Here is a 13561-nt window from a genome sequence, read left to right on the forward strand (position 1 = left end):
CTGGATCTCTTGTTCCCCGTCCCTGACCTGTGCAAAGGTGTGCCGTGACAGCGTGCCCACATCACGCCTTTCTTCGTATGCGCGAGGCCGCCGTGCTGGCATACCCCTTGGTATGGACCTTATTTCGCATGCCCTTGAGAGGAATGCAGCCGTGAAAGACGCAGGCCCGTCGAATTATCCGGCCTCGGCCCGCAGGTTCGGCGCGACGGACGAGCAGCTGAGCGCGGAGCTCAGGAAGTGGACCGGGGCGACGCCCGCACTTCATCCCGTCGGTGAACTGCTGGACCGGCACTGGGAGGCGGCCTTCGCCTACGCCCGGCTGTGCACCGACGGCCCGCGTTCCGCGGGAATGCTCACCACTGCGGCTTTCACCCGGCTCTTCGGCGAAACCCTCCGGCAGAACGGCCCGTCCGCCGCATGGCGGCCCCATCTGCTCGTCACCGTGCGGCGTATCGCGGCCGAGTGGGCCGGTGACCACAGACGCGACATGCTCCACCCGGAGCTGCTCGCCGGGACCGGCGAGGGGGAGCGGCCTGCCGCCCGACTGCTGCCGTCGCAGCGCCGGCGCCTGCTGTCCGGGGCCTTCCAGCGGCTGCCCCAGTCCGCCCGCTGCCTGCTGTGGCACGTCGAGGTCGAGGCCGAACCGCTCACCTCCCCGGCCGGGTTGCTCGGCCTGGACGAGGAGGGCGCGCGCGTCGAACTGGGCCGGGCCCGGGACCGGCTGCGCGAGGAGTGCCTCCAGCTGCACCGCGAACTCGCCCCCGACGAGGAGTGCCGCCGCTATCTGCGCCTGCTCGACGTGACGTACCGACGCGGGGGCTTCGACATCGACCCGGATCTACGCGCGCATATCGAGGGCTGCGGGCACTGCAGCGCCACCGCCGACCAGCTCGACCAGTTCAACCATGGCCTGGGCACCGCCCTGTCGGAGGGGGTTCTGGGCTGGGGCGGGCGGGAGTACGCGGAGAGCCGGGTGAGGGACGCGGGGGAGACCGGCGGGGGCGGCCGCGGGAGCGGTGCCGCGGAGCGCGGGCGCGGGCTGCCCCGGCGAGCGGCCGCTGCGGCCGCCACCGCCGGTCTGACGCCCGAGGCCTTCCCGGATCCGGTCGGTCTGGCGCGTGAGGTGTTCCCGGACCCGGTGGACGTGGCGCGTGAGGTGTTCCCGGACCCGGTCGGTACGGCGCGTGAAGTCTTCCCGCACCCGGCGGGGACGGCACGTGAGGGCTTCCGGGGCCCGGCGGGTACGGCGCGTGAGGCGTTTCCCTATCCGGCCGGTCAGGCGGGTGAGGAGTTCCCGGATCCGGTGGGTACGGCGCGTGAGGTGCTTCCGGACCCGGCCGGGACGGCGCATGAAGGCTTCCGGGGCCCGGCGGGTACGGCGCGTGAGGCGTTTCCCCATCCGGCCGCTCAGGGGCGTGAGGCCTACCCGGACCCGGTTGCCCTGACAGGCACCGTCGGGGAGTCGTTCACCGATCCGGGCGGGCCGGCCGCCGTTCCGCCCGCTCCCCTGGCCGAGGGCGCGGACGCAGTCAGGGACACGGCCCAGGCTCCGGCCCGCGCGGGCGACTCCCCCTCGCCTGTCACCGCATCCCCGGGCCCTCGGCCCGAAGGCCACCGGGCCGCCGCCCGAAGGTCCGCCCACAAGGCGGCCCGCCGTGCCGCCCGGCGGCGCAACCTCACCGCGGGCATCCTGACCGTCAGCGGCCTCGTCGTCCTGCCGCTGGTCCTGTGGTCCATCGGCGACTCCGGCGACGGCGCCCCGTCCGGCGCCGACCGGTCCGCCGAGGAGGCACCCGACTCCGGGGCGGGCGAGGCGAACGGTGACCCGTCCTCGGCCGGGGCGGGCAACGCCGAGAAGGGCACCCTGCGCGGCCGGCTGCACAACGTCGCCTCGGACCTGTGCGTCGGCATCGACGGCAACAAGGCCGTCGAGGGCGGGGAGGCCGAGCTCACGACCTGCTCCGCGGACGCCGCCCAGCAGTGGACGTACGAGACCGACGGACTGCTGCGCAACGGCGCCGCCCCCGACCTGTGCCTGGACTCGCGGCTCGGCTACTCGGTGCGGCTGGCCCCCTGCGCGGGCGCGTCCCGGCCGGACCCGAAGAACATCCGCTACGACTTCACCCTCCAGGGCGCCCTGGTGCCCCGCTGGGACCAGGACGTCGCCCTGGCCCCGGCCGCGACCGACGGCTCGGGAGCCCTGGTCGTCAAGGCCCGGGCGGACGACGAGGTCCAGCGCTGGGTGATCGACACCTCCAAGGCCGACCTCCGGATGGAGGCCGTCAACTGGAGCGCCGCCGCTCCGGCCCCGCGCCCCACGCCCGAGCCGACCCCGACTCCCACACCGTCGAAGACGCCCGAGCCCGCGCCGACGCCGTCCGCGACCTCCTCGGCCCCGCAGCCGGCGCCGAGCAGCCCTGCCGCCACCGACTCGTCCTGCTACCGCTACGGCTACTACTGCGACGCGGACGGTCAGTACGGCAACCCGGGACACGGCTACCCCGGCTACGGCTACGGCCACGGCGGAGGCGGCCGCCGCTGACCGGGCGTGTGCTCAGGCCCCGACGACGGTCAGCGACAGCCACAGGGCCAGCACGGCCGGCACCAGCGCGGCCGGCACGGCAATCAGCCCGAGCCGCGTGAACTCCCCGAGCCCGACCCGGTGCCCGTGCCGCTGCACGATCCGCCGCCACAGCAGGGTCGCCAGCGATCCGGCGTAGGTCAGGTTGGGGCCGATGTTCACACCGAGCAGCACCGCCAGCACGGCGCCGGGACCGGCCCCGGCGGTGAGGGGCAGCAGCACCAGCACCGCGGGCAGGTTGTTGATGAGGTTGGCCAGAACGGCGGCCACCGCGGCCACGCCCAGCAGCGTGAGCAGGCCCGATCCGCCGGGCAGGACCCGCTGCAGCGCGTCGGCGAGCCCGTGGTCGACGACCGCGCGCACGACGACACCGAGCGCGAGCACGAACGCCAGGAAGGCGGGGCCCGCGGACCGCACCACCGTCAGCGGCGTGGCCCGCCGGCGCACCAGCGCCCGCCCGGCCAGCACCAGCGCACCGGCCAGCGCGGCCCACGCCGGCTCGATCCCCACGGCGGAGGCCACGACGAACCCGGCGAGCGTGCAGCCGACCGTGACGAGGGCGAACAGCGGGAGCGGCTCCGGATGCGGCGCGGGGTCGGGGGAGGGGAGAGGCGCCGTGAGTTCGTCGTCGAAGAAGCGCCGGAACACCAGGTACTCGGCGGCGATGGCGACCAGCCAGGGCAGCGCCATCAGTGCCGCGAAGCGGGTGAAGCTCAGCCCGCTCGCCGTGAAGGCCAGCAGATTGGTCAGGTTGGAGACCGGCAGCAGCAGCGAGGCGGTGTTCGACAGATGGGCGCACGCGTACAGGTGCGGCCGGGCCTGCACGCCCATGCGGGTGGCGGTGGCGAGCACCACCGGAGTCAGCAGGACGACCGTGGCGTCCAGACTGAGCACGGCCGTGATGACGGACGCCAGTGCGAACACCGCGGTCAGCAGCCGCGCGGGGCGCCCCGCCGCCCAGCGGGCCATCCACGCCCCGCACGCCGTGAACAGCCCTTCGACGTCGCAGAAGTGGGCGAGCACCAGCACGGCCGCGAGGAAGCCGACCACGGGCCCCAGCCGCTGGATCTCCTCCCAGGCGTGCTCCGGCGGGATCACTCCGAGGCCGATGGCGAGCCCGGCGGCAGGCACCGCCAGCACGGCCTCGGGCAGGCCCTTCGGGCGGGCGACGGCCCAGAGGAGTACGGCGGCCAGCAGCGTCACGGACAGGACTTCGGCGAGCGGGGTGTTCAGGGCGGGGTCCTCCGGCGCGCGAGCAGGTCGGCCGCCCATGAAAGCAGGCCCAGGTAAGGAGACTCTCAACGGCCCCGCGGTGCTGTTCGAAGACCGCTGCGCCGCCCGCCGCGAGCGCCGTCAGGAACTCCTGTCCGGCGCCGGCCGCCCGGCCGCCCGCCCGGCCCGGTGCCCTCAGATCTCGTCGTGGAGCAGGGCCAGCTCCGCCCAGATCGTCTTGCCCTCGGCGGTGTGCCTGCTGCCCCACCGCTGGGTGAGCTGCGCGACCAGCAGCAGACCGCGGCCGCCCTCGTCCCACGTCTTGGCCCGGCGCAGGTGCGGCGCCGTGTGGCTGGTGTCGGACACCTCGCAGATCAGGGTGGCCGCGTCATGGATCAGCCGCAGCCGGATGGGTGGCGCGCCGTAGCGGATGGCGTTGGTGACCAGCTCGCTCACCACCAGCTCGGCGGTGAACGTGGCGTCGATCAGCCCCCAGCGTTCGAGCTGGTCGACGACCTGCTTGCGGATGGGGGCCACCAGTGCCGGGTCGGCGGGGATGTCCCAGGTGGCGACCTGGGCGGACGGCAGGCCGCGGGTGCGGGCCAGCAGCAGCGCCACGTCGTCGCTGGATCCGCCGGGCGGGAGCAGGGTGTTCAGCACGCGGTCGCAGATCTCGTCCAGGGAGTCGGAGGGCACCGACAGGGCCTCGCGGAGCATCCGGCCGCCGGAGTCGAGGCCCCGCTCGCGGCTCACGAGCAGCCCGTCCGTGTGGAACGCCAGGACGCTGCCCTCCCGCAGCTCGACCTCGGCCGCCTCGAACGGCAGCCCCCCGACGCCCAGCGGCGGACCCGAGGGCAGGTCGAGCTGCCGGGCCGGGCCGTCCGGCGGCACCAGCAGGGGCAGCGGATGCCCGGCCCGGGCCAGGTTGCAGCGCCGCGACACCGGGTCGTACACGGCGTACAGACAGGTCGCACCCACCTCTCCGGTGCCGTGGTCGCCGCCGGACTCCTGGGACAGCCGGACGACCAGGTCGTCGAGGTGGGTGAGCAGTTCGTCGGGGGCGAGGTCGATGTCGGCGAGGGTACGGACGGCCGTGCGCAGCCGGCCCATGGTGGCCGAGGCCTGGATGCCGTGGCCGACGACGTCGCCGACGATCATGGCGACCCGCATCCCCGACAGCGGGATCACGTCGAACCAGTCGCCGCCCACACCGGAGCGTATGGCCGGCAGATAGCGGGAGGCCGCCTCGACCGCCGCCGTGCGCGGCAGGGTGCGGGGCAGCAGGCTGCGCTGCAGGGTGAGGGTCGTCTCGCGCTCGCGGGAGTAGCGGCGCGCGTTGTCGATGCACACGGCGGCCCGGGCCGTGACCTCCTCGGCCAGCAGCACGTCGTCGTCGGTGAACGCCTCGGGGCGCCTGAAGCGGGTGAAGACCGCCACCCCGAGGGTCGTGCCCCGGGCCTGGAGCGGGACGGACATCGTGGAGTGGATGCCGTACTCCTGGATCCGCCGGAAGCGCACCGGGTCCCAGGCCAGCCACTGCTCGAGGTCGCCGGACAAGCCCGACGCCACGACCGTGTGCCCCGCGACCAGCGAGGCGGCCTGCGGGGAGTTCTCCGGGTAGACGTCCACCTGCCCCGGCTTGGCGACGGCCTCGGGGCTGCCCTTGTTGACCGACTGGTGGGCGGACCGGCGCAGACTCAGCGGCGTGGCCGGTGCCCCGGCGGACTCGCCGCCGTGCTCCAGCGGGTCGAGCAGGTCGACGCTGACGAAGTCGGCGAGCGCCGGGACGCACACGTCCGCCAGCTCCTGCGCCGTACGGGTGACGTCGAGGGTGGTGCCGATGCGCACGCTCGCCTCGTTGACCAGCTGTAGCCGCTCCCGTGACCGGTACTGGTCGGAGAAGTCGTGGGCGGTCACGCACACGCCCCGCACCTGGCCCGTACCGTCGGTGAGCGGCGCCATCCGGGCCAGCCAGGCGTGCGCGCCCCGGTTCTCGCCGGTTGCCTTCATGTACGTCTGCATGTCCTGCCGCCGGCCGGTGCTCAGCACCCGGCGCAGAAGCTCTTCGAGCTCGGAGTTCTGCGGACGGCTGCCGATGTCGGTGGGCCGCAGGCCCAGCATCCGCCCGGCGGGCAGTCCCACGAGGTCCGCCATGGCCTCGTTGACGCCGCGCAGCCGCAGCCGCTCGTCGAAGATCATGGTGGCGCAGGGCGACTGGGTCAGGGCCATGTGCACCAGCGGGTCGTCCGGAAGCCCGTGGTCGTTGGCCTCCGGCGGGGACACCGCGAGCCAGTCGGTCGCCTCCGCTTCGTCCGGCGGTCTGCGGTGGGCGAGCACCCACAGGGACACGGGGTGACCGTCGCGGTGACGCAGTGTGAGTGTGCCGCTCCAGCGGGAGTCGTCCGCCACGGACGGCGGGTCCGCGCCGTCGGCCAGCAGCGCGGCGGCGGGACGGCCCACGACCTCGGCGGCCGTGTGGCCCAGCAGACGGCGGGCGCCCTCGCTCCACTCGGTGAGCGTGCCGTCGACGGCGATGACGGCACGGGCGGCCACGCCATCGTCGAACGCCTCGTCCGGGCTCATCGTCGCGACTCCATACGGACACTCACAGTGAACAGGGAGGCCAGTTGAGTTCCAGCCTAGTCCGTAGGCGCCCGGCGTGGACCGGTAACCCCGGTGCCGCCGCCCCGGCCCGGGGCAGGCTCACATCCGGCCGAAGTGATCCCTGAGGCAGAAGGGCGTCCCCGCACCCTTGACGGGCCGGTGTGACGCATCGACAGAATCTGTTTGTTCACGATCAGTTGTGAGTACTTCTGGGCCCTAATGAGGGAGAGCCGTCATGTCGGTCACGCGCAGATCGGTCCTGCTCGCCTCCGCGGCCGCGCCCGCGGCCGGAGCGCTGCTCGCCACCCCGGAGGCGTGGGCTGCCGGGGAGGCGCGCGGCGCGTCCGGCCGCCGGACCGTCGCACTGCGCGACGGCTGGCGCTTCGCGCTGGTGAACCCGGGCGGAATCACCGACCCGACCGGGGCCTACGCCGACGCCCACCTTCCCCGCCACGACGACTCCGGATGGCGTGAGACCGCCGTCCCGCACGACTGGAGCATCGAGCAGACCCCCACCACCGAGCACGGCACCACCAGCGGCACCGGCTTCCTGCCCGGCGGCCTCGGCTGGTACCGCCTGGCCTTCACCCTGCCGTCCGCCCTCGCCGGCCGGCGCGTCTCGGTGGAGTTCGACGGCGTCTACATGGACTCCACCGTCTACTGCAACGGCAAGGAGGCCGGCCGCCACCCCTACGGCTACACCGGCTTCGCCCTCGACCTCACCGACCTGGTGCACACCGACGGCACCACCGAGAACGTGATCGCCGTGAAGGTCCAGAACCGGCTCCCCAGCAGCCGCTGGTACTCGGGCAGCGGCATCTACCGCGAGGCCAGGCTGGTGATCACCGAGCCGGTGCACGTGGCCCGCTGGGGCACCCGCGTCACCACGCCCGAGATCTCCGCCGAGCGTGCCGTCGTACGGGTCGCCACCTCCGTCGTCAACGCCTCCGGCGCGGGCGCGGACGTCGAGGTCGTCTCCCGGATCGTCGACCGCAAGGGCCGGACCGTCGCCCGCACATCCTCCACCGCGGCCGTCACCGGTGAGCACACCGAGACCCATGAACTCACGCTCCGGCGGCCGAAGTTGTGGGACTTCGAGTCGCCACACCGCTACACCCTGCACACCGAACTGCGCGTCGGCGGCAGGACCACCGACACCTATCGCACGCCCTTCGGCTTCCGCACCTTCCGCTTCGACCCGGAGGAGGGCTTCTTCCTCAACGGCACCCACCACAAGATCAAGGGCGTCGACCTCCACCACGATCTGGGCGCCCTCGGCGCCGCCGTCAGCATCGACGCCGTCCGCCGGCAGATGGAGATCATGCGGTCCATGGGCGTCAACGCCCTGCGCACCTCCCACAACCCGCCCGCGCCCGAGGTGATCCAGGTCTGCGAGGAGCTCGGCGTCATCATGCTGGTGGAGGCGTTCGACTGCTGGCGCACCGGCAAGAACCGGTACGACTACGGCCGCTTCTTCGACGAGTGGGGCGAGAAGGACGCCACCGAGATGGTGCTGGCGGCCCGCAACTCGCCCGCCGTGCTCAGCTGGTCCATCGGCAACGAGGTCCCCGACTCCACCTCCACCGCCGGCCTCGCCATGGCCGACCGGATCATCGAGGCGATCAGGGCCGCCGACGACACCCGGCCGCTGGTCATCGGTTCCGACAAGTACCGCCGCCTGCCCGCCAAGGGCTCCGCGGCCGATCTGATGCTGGCCAAGCTGGACGGCCTCGGCCTCAACTACAACACGGCCCAGTCGGTGGACCAGCTGCACGCGGCCTACCCGCACCTGTTCCTCTTCGAGTCCGAGTCCTCCTCGGAGACCTCCACCCGCGGCGCCTACCAGGAGCCCGAGCACCTCAACACCGGCGAGAACCACACGCCCGGCAGGCGCTCGACCTCCTCCTACGACAACAACCTCGCCTCCTGGACCATGAGCGGCGAGTACGGCCACAAGAAGGACCGGGACCGCAAGTGGTTCACCGGGCAGTTCCTCTGGTCGGGCATCGACTACATAGGTGAACCCACGCCGTACGACGTCTTCCCGGTCAAGGCGTCCTTCTTCGGTGCGGTCGACACGGCGGGCTTCCCGAAGGACATGTACTACCTGTTCCGCAGCCAGTGGGTCGGCGAGCCGATGGTCCATCTGCTGCCGATGACCTGGAACCACGAGAAGGGCGACACGGTCGAGGTCTGGGCGTACGCGAACGTCGACACCGTCGAGCTGTACCTCAACGGGAAGTCCCTGGGCGTACGGCGGTTCGACACCAAGAAGACCGTCGACGGCCGCGCGTACCTGGAGACGACCGAGGCGACCGGCGACGACAAGACCTTCACCGACGGCCCCTACCCCGGCAGCTACACCAGCCCGAACGGCAGCGCCGGCAAGCTCCACCTGGCCTGGAAGGTGCCCTTCGCGCCGGGCGAGCTGAAGGCCGTCGCACGGCGGGGCGGCAAGGTGGTCGCCACCGACGTGCTGCGCACCGCCGGCGCCCCGCACGCGGTACGCCTGAGCGCGGACCGCGAGTCCCTCGCCGCGGACGGCCGTTCCCTGGTCTTCGTGACCGCCGAGGTCGTCGACCGGCGCGGTGTGGTGGTGCCCGACGCCGAGCACCTGCTGTCCTTCGAGGTGGCGGGCGGCTCCCTCGCCGGGCTCGACAACGGCCGCCAGGAGAGCGCCGAGCGATACCAGCGAGCACCCGGACCGCCTTCCACGGCAAGGCCCTCGCCATCGTCCGGTCCGGCACCAGGGCCGGCGTGGTGAGGGTGACCGCCCGCGCCGAGGGGCTGCGCGCGGGCACGGCGACCGTACGCGCCACCCGGGCGAAGGACCGGGCCGAGACGGCTCCGGCCGCCTTCCGGCCGGAGCACCCGGACCCCGTCGGCCTCCCGCACGCGGACGCGAGCTACTCCGGCCGTCCGGACACCCTGCCCGCCGCCATGCTCGACAAAGACCCCGCCACCGGCTGGTCCAACGGCTTCCACAAGCAGGCCACGGCCCTGCTGCCCGCCTTCGACGGCGCGCGGACCGAGGACTGGGTCTCGCTCGACCACGGGCGCACCCGCGGCTTCGACCGGGTGGAGGTCTCCTTCACCGTGGACGCCGCGCACAGCCTGCCCGCGGCGATCGAGGTGGCGGTGTGGGACGGTGAGGCGTGGCAGGCCGCGCGGGAGACCGAGATCGGCTGGGCCACCGCCTCCGACGCCCCGACCGTGATCACCTTCAAGTCCCTCCGCGGTTCCCGGATCCGGCTCACCCTCACGAGCCGTCACCCCGGCGAGCCCCGGGGCGCGATCCGCATCAGCCGGCTGGAGACGCCGACCGCCTGAACCCCCCTCGCGCCACTGATCCGGACGGGCGGCGAACAGCCAGTCCCGTCCGGACCGTTGACGGGGTGTCACATCAACCACAACCATGGCGGGCATCCGCATCTGGGAGCGCTCCCATGTCGAGCGCCACCCGCACCTCCCAGAGGAGCCCAGACGTGAAACGACGCAGAACCGCCCTGCTGTCCCTGACGGCCCTGCTGGCGACCGCGCTCACCGCGCTGCCCTCCTCGCCGGCCGGGGCCGACGAGGTCGAGCAGGTCAGGAACGGCACCTTCGACACCGCCACCGACCCTTGGTGGACGACCAGCAACGTCACCGCGGGCGTGTCCGACGGCCGGCTGTGCGCCGACGTCCCCGGCGGCACCGCCAACCGCTGGGACGCCGCCGTCGGGCAGAACGACATCACCCTCGTGAAGGGGGAGTCGTACCGCTTCTCGTTCAGCGCGACCGGGACACCCGCCGGGCATGCGGTGCGGGCGATCGTGGGCCTGTCGGTGTCGCCGTACGACACCTACTACGAGGTGACACCGCAGCTCAGCGTCTCCGGCGACACCTACTCGTACACCTTCACCTCGCCCGTTGACACCGCGCAGGGCCAGGTCGGCTTCCAGCTCGGCGGCAGCGCGGACGCCTGGCGCTTCTGCATGGACGACGTCTCGCTGCTCGCCGGCGTGGCACCGGAACCGTACGAGCCCGACACCGGGCCCCGGGTCCGCGTGAACCAGGTCGCCTACCTGCCGGCCGGGCCGAAGAACGCCACCCTCGTCACCGACGCCACGGCCAGACTGCCGTGGCAGCTGAAGAACTCCCGCGGGAGGGTGGTCGCCCGGGGCACGACCCTGCCGCGCGGCGTCGACGCCTCCTCCGGGCAGAACGTCCACTCGATCGACTTCGGCGCCCACCGCACGAAGGGCACGGGCTTCACGCTCGTCGCCGACGGCGAGACCAGCCGCCCCTTCGACATCGACGCGAGCGCCTACGAGCGGCTCCGGCTGGACTCGGCGAAGTACTACTACACCCAGCGCAGCGGCCTCGCCATCCGCGACGACCTGCGGCCCGGCTACGGCCGGCCGGCCGGTCACGTGGGCGTGGCCCCCAACCGGGGCGACACCTCCGTGCCCTGCCAGCCCGGCGTGTGCGACTACAGCCTCGACGTCAGCGGCGGCTGGTACGACGCCGGCGACCACGGCAAGTACGTCGTCAACGGCGGCATCTCCACCTGGGAGCTGCTGAGCACCTACGAACGCGCGCGCAACGCCCGCACCGGGCAGGCGGACAAGCTCGGGGACGGCACGCTCGCCATCCCCGAGAGCGGCAACAAGGTGCCGGACCTCCTCGACGAGGCCCGCTGGGAGCTGGAGTTCCTGCTGAAGATGCAGGTGCCCGACGGCGAGGCGCTGGCCGGCATGGCCCACCACAAGATGCACGACGAGCAGTGGACCGGCCTGCCGCTGATGCCCCATGACGACCCGCAGAAGCGCGAGCTGCACCCGCCGTCCACGGCCGCGACCCTGAACCTGGCCGCCACGGCCGCGCAGGCCGCCCGCCTCTACCGGCCCTACGACAGGGCGTTCGCCGGCAAGGCCCTGTCCGCCGCCCGCAAGGCGTGGTCGGCGGCGCTCGCCCACCCCGACCGCCTCGCCTCCGAGAGCGACGGGATCGGCGGCGGCGCCTATGCCGACACCGACGTCAGCGACGACTTCTACTGGGCGGCGGCCGAGCTGTACCTCTCCACGGGCGAGAAGCAGTTCGAGGAGTACGTCCTGAAGTCCCCGGTCCACACGGCCGACCTCTTCAAGCCCATCGGCTTCGACTGGGCCCGCACCGGCGCGGCGGGCCGGCTCGACCTCGCCACGGTGCCCAGCCGGCTGCCCGGCCGGGACAAGGCGCGCCAGTCCGTGATCAAGGGCGCCGACCGCTACCTCGCCACGCTGAAGGCACACCCCTACGGCATGCCGTACGCCCCGGACGGCGACACGTACGACTGGGGATCCAGCCACCAGGTCCTCAACAACGCGGTCGTCCTCGCCACCGCGTACGACATCACCGGCGCCTCGAAGTACCGGGACGGCGCGCTGCAGAGCATGGACTACATCCTGGGCCGCAACGCGCTGAACATCTCCTACGTCACCGGCTACGGCGAGGTCAGTGCGCAGAACCAGCACAGCCGCTGGTACGCCCGCCAGCTCGACCCGAACCAGCCGGGCCCGCCGAAGGGCACCCTCGCGGGCGGGCCGAACTCGAGCATCCAGGACCCCTACGCACAGAGCAAACTCCAGGGCTGCGTCGGCCAGTTCTGCTACATCGACGACATCCAGTCCTGGTCGACCAACGAGCACACGATCAACTGGAACGCCGCCCTGACCCGCATGGCCTCCTTCGTGGCGGACCAGGGATAGGGAGCGGACAGCGGTGCCGCGTGCCGGGGGAGTCCGCCGACAGGACGCCTCCGGCACGCGCACGTAGCCTGGAGTCATGCCAGCGGTGCGGGTCGACGGCATCGAGGTCGCGTACGACCGGGTGGGCCAGGGCCCGCCCCTCGTGCTCGCGCACGGCGCCACGACGGACGCCCGGCTGTTCCGTCCCCAGGTCGAGGACCTGGCCGACGAGTTCACCGTCGTCGCCTGGGACGAACCGGGCGCCGGCCGGTCCTCCGACGTACCGCCCTCCTTCGCCCTGGCCGACTACGCCCGCTGTCTGGCGGCCGTCATCGAGGACGTGGACCTCGGCCCGGCCCATGTTCTCGGCCTGTCCTGGGGCGGGACCGTCGTGCTGGAGCTCTACCGGCGTCACGCCGAGGTCGTGCGGACGCTGCTTCTCGTCGACACCTACGCGGGCTGGAAGGGCTCGCTGTCCGCGGCGGAGGTGCGGTCCCGGGTCGAGGGCGCGGAGCGGATGCTCGCGGTCCCGCCCGAGGCGTTCGCACCGACCATGCCGGGCCTCTTCGCCGGGCAGCCACCCGCCGAAGCCGTGCGGGTGCTGTCCGTGATGTCGGCCGACACCCGCGCCCAGAGCGTGCGGACCGAGCTCACCGTCATGGCCGAGGCCGATCAGCGGGATCTGCTGCCGAAGATCGCGGTACCGGTGCTCCTGCTGTGGGGCGAGCTCGACGCCCGCTCACCCGTGGAGCCCGTCGCCCACCAGTTCCTCGCGGCGATCCCGCGGGCCATGCTGGTCGTTCTCCCCGGCATCGGGCACCTCAGCAACATCGAGGCGCCGGAGCCGTTCAACCGGACCGTCCGGGAGTTCTGCCGCGCTCACTCCTGACCGGACCCGCCCACGGCCCGGCGCCGCGGCTCGTGCCCGACGAGTTCCCCCGGGCGCTCGTGGGCGGTCAGCGTGTGCAGGCGAGCCCGGTCGAGCGGCTCGTGCACCTCGACGTACTCGCCGTGCGGCAGGCGCTTGATCACGCCGGTCGCCCGGCCGTGCGCCACCACTTCCCTGTCGCGCAGTTGCAGCCCCAGGCAGATCCGCCGGGTGACGACGAAGACGACCGCCGGGACGACGAACATCCCGATCCGCACCGCCCACGTCACCGTGTTGATCGACAGATGGAAGCGGGTCGCCACGATGTCGTTGCCGCCGCCCGCCAGCAGCACCAGGTAGAGGCTGATCCAGGCCGCTCCGATCGCCGTACGGACCGGCCGGTCGCGCGGCCGGTCCAGCAGATGGTGCTCGTCCCGGTCGCCGGTGAACCTGGCCTCCAGGAACGGATACACGCCGGTGAGGACCAGCACCACGAAGCTGTACAGGCAGATCTCGCCCAGCAGGAACGACCAGTGGTCGGGGAACACCTTGCGCAGGTACTTCCTGCCGAGCGTATGGATGCCGAGC

5 protein-coding genes and 2 pseudogenes are annotated in these 13561 nt (G+C 72.8%); 4 read left to right on the top strand and 3 right to left on the bottom strand.

The window, feature by feature from the left end:
- Positions 1 to 151 precede the first annotated feature (151 nt).
- A complete protein-coding gene (locus tag G3I77_RS09855; protein WP_248502243.1) occupies positions 152 to 2542 on the top strand; it encodes a ricin-type beta-trefoil lectin domain protein in 2391 nt (796 codons plus the stop codon).
- Between the two features lie 12 nt (positions 2543 to 2554).
- Here G3I77_RS09855 and G3I77_RS09860 read toward each other — a convergent pair whose 3' ends face one another.
- Positions 2555 to 3853 carry an arsenic transporter gene (locus G3I77_RS09860; RefSeq protein ID WP_248502245.1) on the bottom strand — a complete coding sequence of 433 codons (1299 nt, stop codon included), beginning with the start codon at positions 3851 to 3853 and terminating at the stop codon, positions 2555 to 2557.
- Positions 3854 to 3988: 135 nt separating this feature from the next.
- On the bottom strand, positions 3989 to 6376 hold the full coding sequence (locus G3I77_RS09865; RefSeq protein ID WP_248502246.1) for a SpoIIE family protein phosphatase: 2388 nt from the start codon (positions 6374 to 6376) through the stop codon (positions 3989 to 3991).
- A 256-nt stretch (positions 6377 to 6632) separates the two neighbouring features.
- Between G3I77_RS09865 and G3I77_RS09870 the strand changes: the two are divergent.
- From G3I77_RS09870 to G3I77_RS09880, 3 genes and pseudogenes are all read left to right on the top strand, one after another.
- Positions 6633 to 9727, top strand: a pseudogene (locus G3I77_RS09870) (glycoside hydrolase family 2 TIM barrel-domain containing protein).
- A gap of 155 nt (positions 9728 to 9882) precedes the next feature.
- A complete protein-coding gene (locus G3I77_RS09875) occupies positions 9883 to 12126 on the top strand; it encodes a glycoside hydrolase family 9 protein (RefSeq protein ID WP_248502248.1) in 2244 nt (747 codons plus the stop codon).
- 76 nt (positions 12127 to 12202) lie between these two features.
- Entirely contained in the window at positions 12203 to 12994 is a 792-nt protein-coding gene (locus tag G3I77_RS09880; RefSeq protein ID WP_248502250.1) for an alpha/beta fold hydrolase, read from the top strand.
- Here the strand turns inward: G3I77_RS09880 and G3I77_RS09885 are convergent.
- Positions 12985 to 13467 (bottom strand): annotated as a pseudogene (locus G3I77_RS09885) (ubiquinol-cytochrome c reductase cytochrome b subunit); the annotation flags it as partial. The gene G3I77_RS09880 and the pseudogene G3I77_RS09885 overlap by 10 nt on opposite strands.
- Positions 13468 to 13561 lie beyond the last annotated feature (94 nt).

This window comes from Streptomyces sp. D2-8 (genome assembly GCF_023184515.1).
Taxonomy (GTDB): Bacteria; Actinomycetota; Actinomycetes; order Streptomycetales; family Streptomycetaceae; genus Streptomyces.